This window comes from Amycolatopsis keratiniphila subsp. keratiniphila (assembly GCF_001620365.2).
Lineage (GTDB): Bacteria > Actinomycetota > Actinomycetes > Mycobacteriales > Pseudonocardiaceae > Amycolatopsis > Amycolatopsis keratiniphila.
The window spans coordinates 1-18,183 of record NZ_LQMT02000042.1 but is presented as its reverse complement, the minus strand read 5'-3'; the positions used below and the strand labels follow the sequence as shown (position 1 = coordinate 18,183).

At 69.1% G+C, this 18,183-nt stretch carries 14 protein-coding genes and 1 pseudogene; 11 read left to right on the top strand and 4 right to left on the bottom strand.

The genetic code is table 11. The features are described from left to right. Window positions 1-64 precede the first annotated feature (64 nt). From AVR91_RS38120 to AVR91_RS44565, 3 genes are read left to right on the top strand one after another with little or no spacing between them, the layout of a single operon-like run. Window positions 65-640, top strand: coding sequence for a TetR/AcrR family transcriptional regulator (locus AVR91_RS38120; protein WP_063273220.1), 576 nt, complete (start codon window positions 65-67; stop codon window positions 638-640). Between the two features lie 27 nt (window positions 641-667). Beyond that, window positions 668-1,909, top strand: coding sequence for a plasmid pRiA4b ORF-3 family protein (locus tag AVR91_RS43585; protein ID WP_143254236.1), 1,242 nt, complete (start codon window positions 668-670; stop codon window positions 1,907-1,909). Continuing rightward, a complete protein-coding gene (locus tag AVR91_RS44565; protein WP_228709461.1) occupies window positions 1,884-2,285 on the top strand; it encodes a UPF0158 family protein in 402 nt (133 codons plus the stop codon). Before AVR91_RS43585 ends, AVR91_RS44565 begins: the two co-directional genes overlap by 26 nt. Window positions 2,286-2,295: 10 nt before the next feature. On the opposite strand, the gene AVR91_RS38105 is transcribed toward AVR91_RS44565, so the two are convergent. The 3 genes from AVR91_RS38105 to AVR91_RS38095 form a co-directional block, all read right to left on the bottom strand. Next, complete coding sequence (locus tag AVR91_RS38105) at window positions 2,296-2,766, bottom strand: hypothetical protein (protein ID WP_063273221.1); 471 nt, start codon at window positions 2,764-2,766, stop codon at window positions 2,296-2,298. Continuing rightward, window positions 2,745-3,239, bottom strand: coding sequence for a peptide-methionine (S)-S-oxide reductase MsrA (gene msrA / locus AVR91_RS38100; protein ID WP_063273222.1), 495 nt, complete (start codon window positions 3,237-3,239; stop codon window positions 2,745-2,747). Before msrA ends, AVR91_RS38105 begins: the two co-directional genes overlap by 22 nt. An 81-nt stretch (window positions 3,240-3,320) precedes the next feature. Continuing rightward, window positions 3,321-4,715, bottom strand: a complete 1,395-nt coding sequence (locus AVR91_RS38095) for a helix-turn-helix domain-containing protein (protein WP_076857531.1) — start codon at window positions 4,713-4,715, stop codon at window positions 3,321-3,323. 275 nt (window positions 4,716-4,990) lie between these two features. Between AVR91_RS38095 and AVR91_RS38090 the strand changes: the two genes are divergently transcribed. From AVR91_RS38090 to AVR91_RS38065, 6 genes are all read left to right on the top strand, one after another. Beyond that, window positions 4,991-5,473, top strand: a complete 483-nt coding sequence (locus tag AVR91_RS38090; protein ID WP_158077421.1) for a hypothetical protein — start codon at window positions 4,991-4,993, stop codon at window positions 5,471-5,473. Further along, the gene (locus AVR91_RS38085) at window positions 5,474-5,800 is read left to right on the top strand and encodes a hypothetical protein (protein WP_063273225.1); all 327 of its coding nucleotides are present in this window, start codon (window positions 5,474-5,476) and stop codon (window positions 5,798-5,800) included. 87 nt (window positions 5,801-5,887) lie between these two features. Further along, window positions 5,888-7,381, top strand: coding sequence for a TIGR02677 family protein (locus tag AVR91_RS38080; protein WP_063273226.1), 1,494 nt, complete (start codon window positions 5,888-5,890; stop codon window positions 7,379-7,381). Continuing rightward, a complete protein-coding gene (locus AVR91_RS38075; RefSeq protein WP_063273227.1) occupies window positions 7,378-8,598 on the top strand; it encodes a TIGR02678 family protein in 1,221 nt (406 codons plus the stop codon). Before AVR91_RS38080 ends, AVR91_RS38075 begins: the two co-directional genes overlap by 4 nt. Further along, window positions 8,595-12,578 carry a TIGR02680 family protein gene (locus AVR91_RS38070; RefSeq protein WP_063273228.1) on the top strand — a complete coding sequence of 1,328 codons (3,984 nt, stop codon included), beginning with the start codon at window positions 8,595-8,597 and terminating at the stop codon, window positions 12,576-12,578. The genes AVR91_RS38075 and AVR91_RS38070 overlap by 4 nt, the downstream gene beginning before the upstream one ends. A gap of 87 nt (window positions 12,579-12,665) precedes the next feature. Beyond that, window positions 12,666-15,659 (top strand): AfsR/SARP family transcriptional regulator, encoded by a 2,994-nt coding sequence (locus AVR91_RS38065; RefSeq protein WP_228709452.1) that lies wholly within the window; start codon window positions 12,666-12,668, stop codon window positions 15,657-15,659. Here the strand turns inward: AVR91_RS38065 and AVR91_RS38060 are convergent. Next, window positions 15,656-16,069, bottom strand: a complete 414-nt coding sequence (locus AVR91_RS38060; RefSeq protein WP_063273229.1) for a hypothetical protein — start codon at window positions 16,067-16,069, stop codon at window positions 15,656-15,658. The genes AVR91_RS38065 and AVR91_RS38060 overlap by 4 nt on opposite strands. Before the next feature lie 128 nt (window positions 16,070-16,197). Between AVR91_RS38060 and AVR91_RS38055 the strand changes: the two genes are divergently transcribed. Together AVR91_RS38055 and AVR91_RS38050 are read left to right on the top strand one after the other, a co-directional pair. Next, on the top strand, window positions 16,198-17,046 hold the full coding sequence (locus AVR91_RS38055) for a DUF4394 domain-containing protein (protein ID WP_063273230.1): 849 nt from the start codon (window positions 16,198-16,200) through the stop codon (window positions 17,044-17,046). A 214-nt stretch (window positions 17,047-17,260) separates the two neighbouring features. Continuing rightward, a pseudogene (locus tag AVR91_RS38050) lies at window positions 17,261-18,166 on the top strand (DUF222 domain-containing protein); the annotation flags it as partial. Between the last annotated feature and the right edge of the window lie 17 nt (window positions 18,167-18,183).

The following is an 18,183-nucleotide window of genomic DNA, read 5'->3' as shown; positions in this document are numbered from 1 at the left end:
GTGGAAGTTCCTCCACTTAGTTAACTGGAGAAAGTTCCACTTGTCCACCGACTAAGCTCACGAGGTGCTTCCCATCGCAGGAGCCGGCACTCCAGAGCGGGCGGACGCGGCTCGCAACCGGCAGAAGATCGTCCGCGCGGCGGCCAAGCTCGTTGCGGCCAAAGGGATCGGCGGGCTCGCGTTGGACGAGGTCGCGGCGGAGGCGGGCGTCGGGATCGGGACCGTCTATCGGCGCTTCCCGGACAAGGGCGCGTTGGCGCAGGCGCTGCTCGACGAGAACGAGCGCGAATTCCAGGAGGCGTTCATCAGCGGGCCGCCGCCACTCGGGCCGGGGGCACCAGCGCCCCAAAGGCTGAAGGCGTTCCTGGAAGCCTACGTCGACAGGCTTGAGACGCATGGCGAGCTGCTCATGGTCGCGGAGACGGAGACGCCGATGGCGCGGTTCGTCACGGGCGCGTACCGGCTGCACCACAGTCACCTGGTCGCGCTGCTGACCGAGATCGCCCCTGATACCGACGCGCATTTCAGGGCCGACGCGTTGCTCGCTCCCTTGGCAGCGGCGCAGTACGTCTACCAGCGGCAAAGCATGACACCGGAACAGATCAAAGCCGGACTGCGTGACCTGTACCAACGCACCTAGACTCGCCGGAAGTCCGGAAGGGGTGGCATGGATCTCGCGGTGAAGTCCGAACTGGTCGAGCAGGTGCGCGCGTTCACCGAATGGGTGGGCGCCGGACGAAAACTCACCCAGACCGGGCGTATCACCTTGGCCGACGCCAAAACGCTGGTGCCTTTGTTGGGCACCGGTGATGTGCTCGAGCAGACCATCGGCGACCACGTGTACCGGACCAGGTCGAGCGAGCGGTTGTCCTACCTGATGCTCGTCGTGGAGTGCGCCAAGGCGGCGCGGCTGGTCCGCAAGACCGGGCAACGGTTGGTTCCGGTGAAGAAGAATCAGACACTTCTCGATGACCCGCAGAAGCTGTGGTTCGCTTTGTTCACCGAGTTCGACAAGCTGGGCGAGGCGTTCCTGCACGGCGGATTCAGCGAGTCACTGCTGCGCCGGGAGTTCGCCCACGGCAGCCGCGCCGCGTTGGCGTCGTTGTACGGCGCGGACGGTCCTGTCCCGATCGCGAGCTTGTGCATGACCGTCCGGAGTGTCGTCAGTGCGCCCTACATCTTGGACGACCTTACCGAATTCCAGTCTGAGATGTTGCGGAGCACGAACGACCGTGACACCAAGGAGACGCTCGAGGTGCTGCGGCGTTTGGGCGCTGTGACCCTGAAGAACGGATCGGCCGAGCTGACCGAACTCGGCCGATCCGGTATGCGGCGGATCTTGGGCGAGCCGGAAGCCGGCGATCCCATCTACCAGGTGAAGATCACTCTGCTGGAAATCGAGGGTCTCCCGGTATGGCGACGGGTACTGGTTCCGGCGGCCATCCCGCTCGACCGGCTGCATGTCGTCATCCAGGCCGCGATGGGCTGGGAGAACTACCACCTGCACTACTTCCTCGATGGAAAGACCTATTACGGCGAGGCCGAGCCTGAGCTGCAGTACCGCGACGAACGGAAAGTGCGGCTGGACGACCTGGTGAAACCCGGTGACCGCCTGGAGTACAACTACGACTTCGGCGACAGCTGGGACCACGAGATCCTCATCGAGGAAGCCACGGTCGCCACGTCCGATGGGCGCTATCCGCGGTGTATCGCCGGCCAAGCGGCGTGCCCGCCGGAGGACGTCGGCGGAACCGGAGGGTACGCCCGGCTGATCCAGATCCTCGGCGAGCCCGGGCACCCGGAACACCAGGACGTCGTCGGCTGGCTCGGTCTCGACGACCCCGGCCGATTCGACCCCGCACACTTCAGCCTCGAAGAGGCGAATCAGCGCCTCACCGCACGTCGATAGGACGGACACGGCTCGACTTGGAGAAGTTCGACCTTGGCGGCATCGCGATGGCGCTGCAGGACCAGACCGACTACTGACCGTCATCGAGCCTTTGCCGTCGTCCGTCTGGTACCAGGACATGGCGGACTTCGCGGCGGGTCTCAGCGAGGAACGAGCCGGCGAACGGCTATCGAGAGCCCTCAGCGGTAAGGGAGCTTTTCGCCGTTTCAAGAACGAGTTGCACGACCGGTACCAGCACCTTGTTCCCGTCTGGAACGCCTACAGCGACAACCGCGCGAAGCTTCGCGCCGTTGAGTGGCTCGCCGACAACGCCCTCATCGACGAGGGCGGCGTTGACCGGTTCGCCGCGGAGCATCCGGATCCCGACCTGCCCTGAAAGAGCAGGCCTAGTAGATCTCTACCGGGCCAACGCGTAAGACCCCGTCATCCAACGGCACGCAGCGCTTCCCACCGCGGCCCCGCAAAGCACGGAAGGTCCCGACCGGGTAAACGACGTCCATCCAGGCGCACGGATTCGCGGGCCGGTGGACCTCGAAGCGCACCGGTCCATCACCCGAGTCCAAAGCCACCACCGAGCCACGCGGCAGAGCGTCCACTTCGAAGCCCGACAGCACGATGTTCCGCCGGGCCAGCAGCGGATCACCAGGCACGGACGCAGAGAAAAGCGTCACCGCAGCCGAGCGATGCGCGGGGTGGTTGAAGTACCGGTCCCCCACCAGCCCCAGTCCCGCGCGCACCTCGACGTGGTCGCGCGAGACCGGAGCGGGATCGGGGCGAGGGCCGTCAGCGGGACGGCCCTCGTAAGCGTGCACGGAAGAGACGTGCAGCGCGACGATCAGCGCTCGCCGAGCTGCCATTCCGGCCGCACGTAGTGGCAGGTGTAGCCGTTCGGGATGCGCTCCAGGTAGTCCTGGTGCTCCGGCTCGGCTTCCCAGAAGTCACCGGCCTGGGTCACCTCGGTGACCACCTTGCCCGGCCACTTCCCGGAGGCGTCGACGTCGGCGATCGTCTGTTCGGCGACCTGCTTCTGCTTGTCGTCGGTGTAGAAGATCGCCGACCGGTAGCTGGTGCCGATGTCGTTGCCCTGGCGGTTGCGGGTCGTCGGGTCGTGGATCTGGAAGAAGAACTCCAGGATCTGCCGATACGTCAGCTGCGCCGGGTCGAAGACGATCTCGATGCCTTCGGCGTGGGAGCCGTGGTTGCGGTAGGTCGCGTTCGGCACGTCGCCGCCGGTGTAGCCGACCCTGGTGGAGACGACCCCGGGGTGCCGGCGGAACAGGTCCTGCATGCCCCAGAAACAGCCGCCCGCGAGAACAGCCTTTTCCGTCACTGTAGATCTCCTTCGGTCGTTGACACCCAGTACAACGTGTCGGACCGCCCCTGTCATCCCCGTCCAAGTGTGACGGAACGCTTACGTCCGACGGGCCAGCGCGGAGAGGGCCGCCGGGGTACGCCCGGGTGAGTCGACCATGGCGGCGATGAGCCGCTGGACCGACGGCCTGCTGAGCTCTTGAGGCGCACAGTCGTGGGCGCGGTTCAACGCCTCCGTGGCGCGCTCGACGTCGCCGTGGTCCTTCCAGGCTCGGGCGCCGTCCACGAACGCTCGTGCACGTCGCTCTGCGCTCGGCAGTCGCCGCGGATCGACCGAGTCGAAGTACGTCAGCGCGCGGGCGGTGTCACCGAGAGTGGTGTGCACGCCGATGCGATAGACGGAGACCGTGGTCGCGCTGAATTGCGCGTTGCCCATCCCGCTTCCGGTGGCCTTCAACCGCCGCGCGGCGTCCTCTGCTTCTTCGATGAGTGCGACGGCCTGGGCGTTGTTCCCGTTCTGCGCCGCCGAATAGCTCGCGGTGCACAAGAGCGAGCCGTAGGACGCGAGTTGCCGATCCGGCGGACTGCCTCGATCGGCTCCCAGGTCGAGAGCGGTCCTGGTGAGCATGGTGATGGCACCGTTCAGACCGGCGTCTCTGTCGATCTTCTCGGGAGCGCTGAGCGCATGCCGCCGCATTCCGATCGCGATGGCCCGGGAACTCGCGGCGATCACCAACGGGTCGCCGCTCGACTCAGCCGCCGAGTGTGACCGATCGGCGGCGACGCGGGCGACACAATCACGGTGCTGTTTGACCGCCAGTTCCGAACCGAGCAGATACGCCCTGGAGAGTGCCGCGGACATCCGTTCCCGCATTAGCCCGATGGACGCGTCCTTGCTCGCGTGTGCGGTGGCTATCAATTGAGGCAGCACTCGGCTGAGATGCGCATACTCGCAGGCTTCGAATTTTCTCTGCGCTTCGGCGAGCGCCTGGGAAAGCGAGACCAGTGGCACTGGTACAGCCGGGCACTGTGACTTCGCCAGCAACAAGGCCTCTAAAGATTCCTCGCCTGCGGACGCGCGCGCTGTGCCAGGCAAGACCCCGGCGATCGTGACACCGACCAGCCCCGCGAGCACCTGTCGTCGCCGCATCGCCTCGTCACCGTCCTGTCCACCGGGGATAGCAGTGCCGACATTAACCGGCGCGCCATCCTCGCGCATTTGCGCCGCGCCGGTGAATGCGGGTGCGAGACCGAAGAGGTGGGGCGGGATTTCGAGCACCTCGGAGAGAGTCCGCAAGTAATGGACATCGATGAGTTTGCGTTGGCCCGTCTCCATCCTCGACAGCGTGCTCAGGGAGAGATGACAGCGGGCCGCCACCTGCGCCAGCGTCAGCCGTCGAGCGCGTCGGACGGCTCTGGCCAACCAGCCGTACCGGGCCGTCGCGGCGGCGTGCAGTACCTCGGGTGACGACCAAAACGGGTGGAGTGCGTCCATGGCGACCTCCCCGGCGATGGTCCCGCACCGGATCCCCCGATCAGTAGGACGTTGCCCGGATCGCAATTTGACAGTTCCGCAAACTTGTTGCCGATCGAGCACACAGACCTGTCCCGAGGCGAGAACGCGCGTTCCATGGTCTCGAACTCTGACAACGCGACGACCGGCGGAGGCAAGCGATGGACGATCTTCGGCGCTACGTCCGTCTCGCGGCCGTCCCACCGGAAGTACCGGATCAGCCGGCGCGACGCGCGGCCGCGGTCATGGTGTCCGCCTTGGGCGTGCCGTACTTCTCGATTTCCGGCGGTCACGGACTTCGGTTGCGAGGCAGGCCGGACCCCGCACTGGATCCGGTCAGCTTTGTCGGCTACGCGGTGAGAACCGAACCGCTGGAGTGTCTCGCCCTGTTCATGCTGCGGCCGGCCTCGTCCCACGGCCGGTGCTCGATCGTCTCGGACCTGCGTGCGGCAGCGGCCTTGGTAGAAGATCTGGCTCCCGAATTCTTCGACGCCAGGTCGGAGCACCTGCACGGCGCGGGGACACCGGACGCGCCGTTCTCGATCCTCGACAGCGGCGTCACAGCGGACGGTGGGTGGCTCCGCTGGTCCGGTACGAAGCCCTTCGGCGGGCGTGCCGCCGAGCATCGGGCGATGCTCGAGATATTCGCAGAATTACTGGAGGCCTCACCGCTCGACCGCGGGGATCTTCTGATCGCCGACGTGACGGAACGCTTACGTCCACCGTGCGTCTCACGCTAGGTGAAAACCCTGCTCGCGGTCCTCGCCCTCCTCCTCGCCGGCTGTGCGACGGCCCCGCCGAGCCCGACGCCCGAGGACGCCTTCCGGTTCGGCGGGATCTCGATGCCGTCCAGCGGCAAGGTGCTGGAGACGCAGCACGACCGGGGCATCGACTCGCGCTACGTCGTCGTCCTGACCCTGCCGGTGGAGGACGTGCCCAAGCTGCTCGAAGCGTCGAACTTCGCGCCCGGGGTCATGAACGACGACCGGGTCGTCGAAGGTCGTCATGTCTACCGCAAGGTCACTGTCGAGGGGACCACGGTGCGCCTCGAGATGTTCACGACGTGAGCACTCTGCGTGAAAAAGATGGGCCGTTCGAACTCGCTTGGGTGACCCCCTAACGTGTACCTCCACGCACCATCCGCCGGAGGACGCATGGATCCGTTCCGTGTACCGCCCGAGCTGTTCCGTTTCACCGACGGCAGCAGATCAGGGCTCCCCCTGGCGATCCTGCACGCCTTCGGTGAGGCGAACGAGCGGCTGGAGACGGCGCTCGGGATCGACGACGTCCGCACTCGGCTGCGCGAAGTCGGCTGGCTGGAGACGCTCGACGACGATGACCTCGTCAAAACGCTGGACCAGCTCAAGGACCAGGGCCATCTCGAAACCGTTCAGAGCCACGCGGGTGACTACCGGACCGCGTCCGAGTACGAGCGCCGCAATCTCCAGTACGCGCTGACCAGGCAGGGTGAAGCGGCGTACGCGGGGGTGGTCCGCGCGAACGAGGTGCTCAACGCGACGGGCGCGCTTCAGACCGCGACGCTCGAAGCGCTCGGCGAGCGGCTCGGTGAGCTCGCGAAGCAGCTCGAAGACGGCACTGACAGGCGCGTGTTCAGCACGCTCGCCGAAGTCGAGGGCCACCTCGAAGCGTTCCGCGACAACACGAAGCGCTTCAACGGCGACCTCCAGCGCCTCCTGCACGCGGAGGCCGACATGGCGACGTTCCACGAGGTCAAGGCGGCCACGGTCGCGTATCTGCAGGAGTTCCTGAACGACCTCGAGCATCACACCCACACCATCGCCACCCGCATCAAGGAGATCGACGACCACGGCATCGAGCGCGTGCATCGGCGGGCGCTCAACGGGGCGGCCCTCCTCAACCCGGATCAGCGCTGGCTCGACGTCCGCAAGGCGCGCTGGGACGGGCTCCGCGCGTGGTTCCTGCCCGAGGACGGGGCGACGCCTCGGGTCGAGGATCTCCACAACCTCGCGCGGCGGGCGATCATCACGCTCCTCCAGGTCCTGGACCGGATCACCGAGTCGCGGCGGCGCGCGAGCAGCGCGGTCGCCGATTTCCGGGAGCTGGCGCGGTGGTTCACCGTCGTCCCGGCGCAGGAGGACCTGCATCGCCTGTGGTCCACGATGTTCGGGCTGAGCTCCGCGCGGCACGCGCATCTCGCCCACGCCGACCCGGAAGTGGTCAGCACGACGGCCTCGTGGCTCGACGCGCCGCCGGTCGAGGTGTCGGAGCTGTTGCGCTCCGCGGGCCGCACCGAGCGGTTCACCCGGACCGGGCGGGTCCGCGACGTCAGCGCGATCAGAGCCGCGAGAGCCGAAAAGGCCCTCCAGGAACGCGCCGAACTCGAAGCGGCGTGGAACATGCTCGACACCGGCGGTGTCGTGCGGCTTTCGGCGTTCGAGAAGCTGGACCACACCGTTTTCGAGCGGCTGCTGGACCTGCTGGGACAGGCGTTGGGCAGGCCGCCCGGCGCGGAGGGCACCAGGAGGAGCACGACGTCCGACGGCCAGATCGAGATCGTCCTGCGGCCGCCGAGGAACGGCGCGGTCGCCCGCCTGACCACCACGAGCGGCGTCTTCCGCGGCCCCGATTACGAGATCGAGATCAGCACGGCCGGAGGCGGTGCGTGAGCCTCACGAACCAACTGGTCATCGCGGAGCGCGAAGAGGTCGCGCGCGGGATCCGGGCCCTGCTGGCCACCCCGCTGATCGGCGAACGCGGCTCCCCCGAGACCTTCGACCTCATCCGGCGCCGCCGCGAGCCCATCCGGCAGTGGTTCGACTACTACTGCGGCTGGACGCTCACGGTCGAACCGCGGCTCGGCTACGCCCGGCTGGTCAAGGTCCGCGCGGCCGCCGACTCCACCCGCCCGGCTCGACGGCTGCGGTCCGGGCGCGCGGCGTTCGACCGCCGCCGTTACGTCCTGCTGTGCGTGGTGGCGGCCGAACTGCTGACCGTGCCGGTGACGACCATCGGTCTGCTCGCCGGCCGCGTCGCGCAGGCGAGCGCCGCCGACGACCTCGTCACCACGTTCGACGTCGCCACCAGGGCGGAGCGGCTGGCGTTCGTGGACGTCCTCAAACTGCTGGAGTCCTTCGGCGTGCTCGAAGCCGCCGACGGCGATCCGGAGTCCTTTGTGGACGATCCGGCGGCGAAGGTGCTGTTCCGGGTCGACGCGACGCTGTTGCTGCGGCTGCTCGCCGCACCGGTCGGTCCTTCCCAGCTGGCGGTGCCGGCCGACGACGTCGCGCTGCGGTTCGAGGAACTGCTGGAGGCGGTTTCGCACGAGCAGCGCTACGGCCTTTCCTCCGGCCGCCACGAGGACACGCCGAGCGCGTCGGACGTCCAGCGGAACCTGTGGCTGCGGCACACGGTGTTCCGCCGTCTCGTCGACGATCCGGTGCTGTACTTCGCCGAGCTGACCGCGGAGGAACGCGCGTACCTCGGCACGCCGACCGGACGCCAGTTGCTGCGGCGTGCCGCGGAGCAGGGCGGTTTCGTCCTCGAAGAACGCGCCGAGGGTGTGCTGCTCGTCGACGTCGACGGGCTGGCCACCGACGAGCGGTTCCCGGACGACGGCAGCAACGCCAAGGTCGCCGCGCTCCTGCTGCTCGACGCGCTCGACGAGCCGCGGACCATCGACTACTTGCAGAAGGCCACCGCCAAACTGCTGAAACGCTTCCCGCGCTGGGCCAAGACGTACCGGGGCCGGGACGGTGTGCGGCGGCTGACCGTCGACGCGCTCGCCGTGCTGACCGGCTTCGGCCTGGTCCGCACCGAAGCCGAACTCGTCCGGCCGCTCCCGGCCGCCGCGAGGTACACCGACCGCACCGAGGAGGCGCCGTGACCGTGACGAGGTGGATCCCCTCCCGTGCGGGCATTCTCAACATCTGGCGCTACTACGACGAGATCTTCGAGTTCCACGACGGGCGCCTGCTGCTGCGCGGCCCCAACGGGAGCGGGAAGTCCAAGGCGCTGGAGCTGCTGCTGCCGTTCCTGTTCGACGCGAGCCTGCGCGCGAACCGGCTGTCGACCTTCGGCACCAGTGAACGCAGCATGCACTGGAACCTGATGGGCGAAGGCGCTTCCGGCGCCACGCGCGTCGGGTACGTCTGGCTCGAATTCGGCATGGCCGGCGAGAAGTGGTTCACCTGCGGCGCGCGGCTGCAGGCCAGCACGCACACCAGCACGGTGCACGCCGACTTCTTCACCACCGATCTGCGCGTGGGCGACGGCTTGCCGCTGGTCAACGAGGCCGGCCAGCCGCTGACCAAGAACGCGCTGGAGGAGGCGCTCGGCGAGCACGGGACAGTGCACGACGGCGCGGCCGAGTACCGCGCGGAGATCCGCGCGAAACTGTTCCCCACCCTGAGCGAACAGCGTTACGACGCGCTGATCACCGCGCTGCTCCAGCTGCGGATGCCCAAACTCTCGCAGCGGCTCGACCCGAGCCTGCTGTCCAACCTGCTCTCTCGCGCGCTTCCGCCGTTGGGGCAGCAGGAGATCGCGGATCTCGCCGAGGGTTTCGAGCGGCTCGACGCGCAACGCGAACGGCTGGGCTCACTGGAGACCGAGGTCGACGCGACCCGTGCGCTCGCCGCCCGGCAGAAGACCTACGCACAGCGTGTGCTGCGCGCGGGCGCCGCGAACCTCATCAACGCCACCGCGGAACTCGACGAACTCGCCGCGGCCGCCCGCCGTTCGGCCGAGGAGCACGACGAGGTCGCCGCGAAGAAGGAGGCCGCCGAGGAGCGGGCGGCGAAGCTGGAAAAGGACGTCGAAGAGACCGAAGCGCGTCTGTCGGGGCTGACCGAATCCGAGTCGTACCGCAAGGGCCAGGAGCTCGACAAGCTGCGGCAACGGACCTTGTCCACGCGCGAGAAAGCGGAGGCACTGCGCGCGGACGCGGACCGGCTCCGCGCCGAGGCGGACGCCGACGAGGAGCGCTCACGGGCGGCGAAGCAGGTCGCGAAACGGCAGGCGGACCTCGTCCGCTCGTTGGAGACCGAGGTCCGCGCCGCCGCGACCCGCGCGAACCTGGCCGGGGTGCACGACGAACTCGTCGCCGGGCTGGACGAACCGGCCCGGCTCCGCCCGTTGCTGCAGGCCGCCGTCCGCGGCAAACGCGACCAGGTCGAGACGATCGGCCGGGCGCTGGACAAACACGAACGCGCCGTCGGGCGGCGCCACCAGGCCGAGGCGGACCTGGACCGCGCGCGAGCGGATTTCTCCGTCGCGCAGGAGCGGGTGGAACTCACGACTGCGACGCGGGAACTCGCGCTGAGCGATCTGCGCACCCGGCTCGCCGAATGGGCGATCGGCTGCCGTGAGCTGCGGTTCCCCGACGTGGAAGCGGTCGTCCGGGACGCCGAGGCGGAGGTCTCGCTGCTGGGCAGGCTCGGCGCCGTCGCCGAGACCGTGCTCGAAGACATCATCCGGCGGGAGGCGGCGACCGGTGCCGCGCTGGCCACCGCGCGCGCCGAACACGACGAACTCCTCGTCGAGGCGGGCGTGCTCGAAACCGAGGACGTCCTCGCGCCCGAGCCGCCGCGCACCCGCACGGCGGACCGGGCCGAGATGAGCGGCGCGCCGTTGTGGCGGCTGGTCGATTTCGCCGGCTCGGTCCCGGAAAGCACCCACGCAGGGATCGAGGCCGCGCTCGAAGGCGCCGGGCTGCTCGACGCCTGGGTGAACTCCCACGGTGTGGTCGACGGGCACGACGTGCTCGCGGAGTCCGGGACGCTGCCGGTGGCCTCCGGTCGTTCGCTCGCCGACGTCCTCGTGCCGGAGCCCGACGCGGAGGTTTCCCCGACGAAGATCCGCCGGATCCTGGAAGTGATCGCCTTCGACGACACACTCCCCGCCGGTCCCGCCGCGATCGGCGCGGACGGCGCCTGGCGGATGGGCGGCCTGTCGGGCAGCTGGACGAAGGACGCCCCGGCGTACATCGGCGGTTCCGCCCGGCTGTGCGCCCGCGAACGCCGCATCGCCGCGCTGCGGGACACGATCTCCCTCCGTGAGAAGACCATCGCCGAGCTGGAGGGCGAGCTGGCCGCGCTGCGCGGCAGGCGCGAGCTGATCAAGATCGAACGCGCGGCCCGTCCCGGTCACGACGATCTCCTTGCCGCTACCGGGGAACTGACCACGGCCGAGGCGGAGCTGACCGCCGCCGACGCCGCCGTCCGGCATCTGGAGAACACCGTCTCCACGCTGGAAACCGAGGCCAAGACCGCGCTGCACGAGCTGACCGCCCGGGCTTCGGAGTCCGGGTTGCCGACCGAACGCGCGCCGCTTGCCGCGCTCGCCACGGCCCTGCGCACGTACTCCGATCAGGGCGAGAACTGGCTGTACGAGCACGGGAACCTGCTCACCGCGACCCAGCGGGCCGAGCTGTGCGCCGAACAGGCGGACCGGTCGGAGGGGAACGCGGCCCGGCGCGAGGAGGAGGCCGCCGACGCGGAGGCCGAACGCACCAAGCTCACCGCGATGCTCGACGCGATCGACGGCGCGGTCGGCACCGGACAGCGCGAGGTGCTCGCCGAAATCGACGGCCTGCGCACGAAACTGCGCGAGCTCTCGGGCGAACTCCGCGCGGCGAACGCCGACGCCAAGGAGCTCGCGGTGTCGCTGGGCGCGCTCGGCGTCCGCCGGACCACCGACGCGCGGGCACGCGAAGAGGCGGCCAAGAAACAGGACGCGGCAGCGCTCCGGTTCCGGAAGCTCGCCACCGGCATCTTCCCCGCCGACGGCGGGATCGAGGATCTGCCGAAGTTCCAGGCCACCCTGTCCGCGTCCGAAAGTGTCCGTGCCGCGCTCGACACCGCCCGGCTGGTGGCCGCGGCGTGGCCGTCCGTGCCGCACGCGCCGAGCAACCTCGGAGAGGCATTGCACCGGCTCTCCGAAGCCGTGCACACCTGCCGGAACACGCTCAGCTCGCGCGCGGAACTCGATCTGGAGACCGACGAGGACGTCCAGATCTTCACCGCCGTCGTCGACGGGCTGCGGGTCGGCGCGGCCGAACTGCTCAAGATCCTTTACGCGGAAGCGGAACAGAGCAGGCACGAGATCACCGACCGCGAGAGCGACCTGTTCGACAAGACCCTCACCGGCGACACCCGCCGTCATCTCGCGGCCCGTATCCGGCAGGCCAACGACCTCGTCGACGGCATGAACGCGCGGCTGGAACGCGTGCGGACCGCGTCGCGGGTGGCCGTTCGGCTGGTCTGGCAGGTCTCCCCGGATCTGGCGCCGGGTACGAAGACCGCACGGGATCTACTGCTGAAGGATCCGGATCAGCTGACCGCCGAAGATCGCGTGTCCCTGCACAAGTTCTTCCGTGAGCGCGTCGAGCAGGCGAAGGCGGACGACACGGCGACCAGCTGGGAACAGCAGCTCGCGCAGGTTTTCGACTACACGTCGTGGCACCGGTTCGTGGTCAAGGTGGACCGCGCGAACGGGGCGGGCTGGCAGCTGCTGACCAAGAAGCTGCACGGCGCGCTTTCCGGTGGGGAGAAGGCGATCGCACTGCATCTGCCGCTGTTCGCCGCCGTCGCCGCGCACTACCAGGCCGCACCAGAGGCGCCGAGGGTGATCCTGCTCGACGAGGTGTTCGTCGGCGTCGACACCACCAACCGGGGGCAGGTGTTCGGCCTGCTGTCCGCACTCGACCTCGACCTGATGCTGACCTCGGACCACGAATGGTGCACCTACGCCGAACTCGGCGGCGTCGGGATCCATCAGCTCATCACCGGCGGCGACGGCGACGACGCGGTCACCACGGCCCGGTTCACCTGGAACGGCCACGACCTCCAGCCCGCCGGGCATTAGCCTGAGCGGCCCCAAAGCCGGGCGCAGCGGGGCCCTTTCCGTCGTTGTTCCTTGTGCGGCGCGGAAGGGCTCGCTACGTTCCTGCCGGTGGCTGTGCGGATCCAGGTGCTGGGCTCGCTGCGCGTATGGCTGGCCGGGTCGGAAGTCGACCTGGGCCCACCGGGCCGCCGCGCCGTCCTCGGCTTGCTCGTGCTCGCCGGCGGTGAGGCGATGTCCAAGCAGGAACTGGTGGACGCGCTGTGGGGTGACCGGCCGCCGCGCAGCGCGGTGAACGTCCTCCAGACCCACGTCAAACATCTGCGGCGGCTGCTGGAACCCGGCCGCCCGTCGCGGTCCGGAAGCGAGATCCTGCCGCATGTCGGCGGCGGTTACGCGGTGCGCTGGGACGCCGTCGAAATCGACCTGCCGCACGTCCGCGGGCTCGTCGCCGAGGCGACCGGCGCCCAGCGCGACGGCGAGACCGGCCGAGCCGCGGCGCTGTTCGGCGAGGCCCTGAGCCGGTGGCGTGGCAGGCCGCTGGCCGATGTCCCTTTGCTCGCAACGCATCCGAAGGTCGTCGCCTTGCTCGCGGAACGGCGCGCGTTGCTCGCCCGTTACGGCGACGCGATGCTCGCGATCGGCGCCGCCGACGAGGTGCTGACCGAACTGGTCGAAGCCGCCGCGGATCAGCCGCTGGACGAACCCGCGCAGGCCCGGTTGCTCCGCGCGTATCATCTCGCGGGCCAGCGGGCGTCGGCTTTCCGGCTCTACCAGGAGGTTCGCGAGCGGCTGCTCGACGAACTGGGGGTCGAACCCGGGCCGGAACTAGTGGCGGCGCACGCCGCGCTGCTCGAAGACGGGGAACCGCTCCCGGGCCCGCCTTCCGCCCTCTGTGTCCCCCGGCAGTTGCCCGCCGAACCACCCGGCTTCACCGGACGGGCGATCGAACTGTCCATTTTGGACGAATTGGTACCGCGGCCCGGCGGCTCTGGCGGGACGGTGGCACTCGCGGCCGTCACAGGGACAGCGGGTGCTGGGAAGACCGCGCTGGCCGTGCACTGGGCGCATCGGGTGAAGCGCCGCTTCCCGGACGGGCAGTTGTACGCGAACCTGCGCGGCCATTCCGGCGGCGCGCCCGCGACGGCACTCGAAGTGCTCACCCGGTTCCTGGCCGCGCTGGAGGTGCCCGCCGAACGACTTCCCGCGGACACGGAGACCGCGTCCGCGCTGTACCGGACGCTGATGACCGACCGGAAGGCGCTGGTGGTGCTGGACAATGCCGTCGACGTCGCTCAGGTCCGGCCGCTGCTGCCCGCCGGTCCGGGCTGTCTGGTGCTGGTCACCGCCCGGGACCGGATGGCCGGCCTGGCCGCCTTCCACGGCGCCCGGCGGCTCACCTTGGGCATGCTCGATCCCGGCGAAGCACTGGAGCTGCTCGCGCGGCTGCTCGGCACCGAGCGGATCCGGGCCGAACACGAAGCGGCCGCCGAGGTGGCCGGGCTGTGCGCGTATCTGCCGCTGGCGCTGAGGATCGCCGCGGCCAACCTGGCCGACGATCCCGGGAACGGCATCGAGGACTACGCCATCGAGCTGCGCAAGGGGAATCTGCTCGCCGCGCTCACCGTGCCGGGTGACGAGCAGATCGCCGTCCGGACCGCCTTCGACCTTTCGTACGCGGGCTTGCCCGCCGAAACGCGCCGCCTGTTCCGGCTGCTGAGCCTTGTGCCGGGCAACGACATCGGCGTCGAGGCGGTCGAGATCCTCACCGGTTCGGACCGGGCGGGCAGGATGCTGGACACGCTCGCGGGCGCGCATCTCGTCGAGCAGCACGCGCCGGGCCGCTATCACTTCCATGACCTGCTTCGCCGTTATGCGACCGATCGCCTGGAAGCGCGGGAATCCCCGGCGGAACGCGCGTCCGCCCGCCGCCGCCTGCACGAGTGGTACCTGCGTGGTGTCGACGTCGCGGCGAAACTGTTGTATCCGCACATGTTCCGTCTCCCGCTGTCCGTGCCCGACGGCCCGGTTCCCGCTGCGGCGGCGGAGTGGCTGGAAACCGAACTGGGAAGTCTCGCCGCCGTCGCCGAGGAAGCGGCACGGACCGGACCGCTTCCGGTCGCCTGGCTGCTGTCCGACGCCCTGCGCGGCTACTTCTGGATGTCGTCGCGCCAGGTGGAATGGCGGGAGACCGCCGGGGCCGCGCTGTCCGCCGCCGAGGAGGACGGCGATCTCCGCGCCCGCGCGTCCGCCCGGTTCAGCCTGGCGGACCTGGGTTTCCGGCAGGGGCGGTATCGGGAGGCCGTCCGGGGCTACACCGGCGCGCTCGTGCTCGCCCGGCGGGCGGGGTGGGTGGAGGCGCAGGCCGCGGTGCTGGGCAATCTCGGTTGCGTGTACTGGCAATCCGGACGGCTCCCGGCGGCCGCGGCACGGTTCTCGCGGGGACTGGAGCTGAGCAGACGCGCCGGAACACCCGCCGGGGAGGCCGTCGCGCTGGGCAATCTGGGGCTGGTGCGGTGGGAGATGGGCGATCTGCCCGGAGCCGCCGGAAACTACGTCGAGGCGCTGCGCCGGTATCGCGGCATCGGCTCGCGGTACGGGGAGGCGATCAACCTGGCCAACCTCGGGCAGACGCAGCACGCCCGCGGCCGGGTCGCCGAGGCCGCCGGGCTGCTCGCCAAGGCGCTCGCGCTGCATCGCGAGGCCGGGAATCGCGCCGGGGAAGCGGAAACGCTCGGCAGGCTCGCGTCGGTGTACTGCGATCTCGGCCGTCGCGCCGACGCGCTCGACCACGCGCGCGAAGGACTACGGCTCGCGCGGGAGACCGGCGAACCGCGCGGTGAAGGCGAAGCGCTCGTCGCGCTCGCGAGTGTGCACCAGCGCGCGGGACACCGGCAGGAGGCCGTCCGCCGGTACCGGCAAGCGCTGATCCTGTTGCGGGAGACCGGCGACCGGTACCCCGAGGTCGACGCGCTCATCGGGCTCGCCACCGTCACCGGCGACCTCGGGCAGGCCCGTCAGGCGCTCGCGCTCGCCGAGCGAGCGGGGTATCGCGCGCTGCGAAGACGGGCGGCGGCCGCGGTGGAGTCGATCCTCCGGGCTTAAGCCGCGATGTCACCGCTGGTGTCGTACGCGCCCGCCGGGTGGAAGGTCACGACCACCCACGGATTGACGCCGTGTTCCTTGCCCGAGGTGTCCTGGCAGGAGAACTCGCTCATGTCGAACACGCTCCACGCCTTGTCCGGGAGTTGCCTGATCGACTCCTCGACACGGCCGACCCAGCGGCAGGCCGGGCTGTGCACCCGCGCCGTCACCGAGGGCTCCGCCCAAACGATGCTGCCGCCGTCCGCGCACCACGCGAGGTCGAATGTGTAGGTCCACCTCCCCGGATCTTCGAGCACGACCGGCTTGATGACCTTGACGCCGGAACCACATTCCCGGGCCGCTTCCGCCTCACCGGGTGTGGCGAAGGCGAGGCCGGCGCCGAGGACCATCGAGCAGGCAAGGATGTTCATCTCTCCCACTGTTCCGCCGGATTCGCCCGGCCGCAAGCCGCCGGATGCCGGGTCCAATCGACGTCCAATGGCCGTCCAGTGCCGCCGAATAGCTTGTGCTCGCACAGTTTCCGCTGAGGGGAGTACGGATGAGGGCACGACTCACGAAGGTCTTGACCGCGGTGGCGCTCGCGTCGACGCTCGTCGTCGGGACCGCGAACCCTGCGCAGGCCGCCGGTCCGCGGGCGTTCGCGATCTCGTCGGACGGCAAGCTGATGGCCACCTTCTACATCGACACACCCCAGGTCCTCGACTGGGTCCGGCTCGTGCAGGGGCTCACCTGCGGGGAGACGCGGCTGATCGGGATCGATTTCCGCGTCCAGAACGGTTTGCTGTACGGCGTGGGCGAGAAAGGTTGTATCTACACGATCAAATTCCCGCCCGCGGCACCCGATGTCGTCGTCACGAAGGTCTCGCAACTGAGCGTTCCGTTGTACGGCAAGGACTTCGGCGTCGACTTCAACCCGGCCGCCGACCGGCTGCGGGTGATCAGCGACTACGGCCAGAACCTGCGGCACAATCTCGCCGACCACGTCACGATCGAAGACACCATCCTGACCACCCCGCCGGCGGGCGGGCCGACCAGGGGCGTCACGGCCGCCGCCTACACGAACAACGATCTCAACCCCGACACCGCGACCACGTTGTTCGACATCGGCACGCTCACCGACCAGGTACTCGTCCAAGCGCCCGCCAACAACGGCTTCCTCAGCCCGACCGGCGCACTCGGCGTCGACACCGGCCCGGCGGCGGGATTCGACATCTACAGCGACCTGACCAACGGCAAGACGACTTCGGTGAGTGCTTTCGCCGTGCTCAACCCGGCCTCCGGGCCTTCGAGTTTCTACAGCGTCAATCTGCTTACTGGTGCTGCTGCGAAGGTCGGCGATTTTCCGTTGCCGATCGCGGATGTCGCGGTGGCGCTCGATACGAACTGAGCGGGGAACGGTGCTGTCCGGTGTCCGGTCTTCGGGCCGGGCACCGGATGGTGGTGTGTGGGGTTTGGGGTTGCGTCGGGTTGCCGGAAATCGGCGACCTGGCACGGCAATCATCGGTCGTTGCCGGAACTCGGTAATGCTTCGGTCGTTCGTGGGGCCGGGAATTGTCGGTGGTGGGTCGTAGGTTCGTGGGGTGGATACTCATTCCGCGCCTGTGGCGCTCGTGGAAAGCCTCACCGATCCTGAGGTGCTGGCCGCGGTGAACGGTGCCGCGAACATGGTGGAAGACAAGGATTCCGTCGCGTTGGCGTTGTCTGTCACGGACGATCACGCGGGTGCGCTGGTAGCCGCCGCGGACGCGGTGACCAGCCGTTTGCCTCGCACCCTGGCCTTGATGGACAACGGGAAATTGAGCGGGTTCGGTGCGGCGAAAGTCGCCACGGCCACCACGTGGCTCTCGGATGAGGACCCTCGTGCGGTGGACGCGTTGTTGGAGGATCGGATCGCGGAGAAGAATCCGGACCAGGTACGGAAAGCCGCCAATCATGCGGCGAACACCATCGACCCCGACGGGGCCGGTAAACGAGCCGAGCAGAATCGCAAAGGCCGCCGTCTCACCTTGCGGCATGGTGAGACCGGGGTCGCCTCCATCGAGGTCGAGGACGGCCCAGTCGAGAAGGTCGCTGCCGCGTATCAACGGATCGACCGTGAAGCACGGGCTCTCAGGGGCGATGGTGAGACCCGCACTCTGGAGCAGCTGAGAGCCGACGTCGCGCTCGATCTGCTGCTCGGCGGGCAGGGCGGGGTGAGTGAGTGCAGCGAAGTGTTCCTCTACATGGACTTGTTCACCTACCTCGGCTTGAACGACGACCCCGCGGAGCTGGCCGGACATGGCACGATCCCCGCCGCGTTGGCCCGGCACATCGCCACGGGTGAGAACACTCTGTTGCGGCGGATCGTCACCGATCCATCGTCCGGGCAGGTGCTCGATCTCGGCCGGGGCCGGTATCGGCCGACGGCGGGTTTGGCGGAGTTCGTGCGGGTGCGGGATCGTGAATGCCGAAGACCCGGCTGTCATCGCCCGGCTCAAGCATGCGACCTCGATCATGCGGTGCCGTGGGCCGTGTCATGACAACC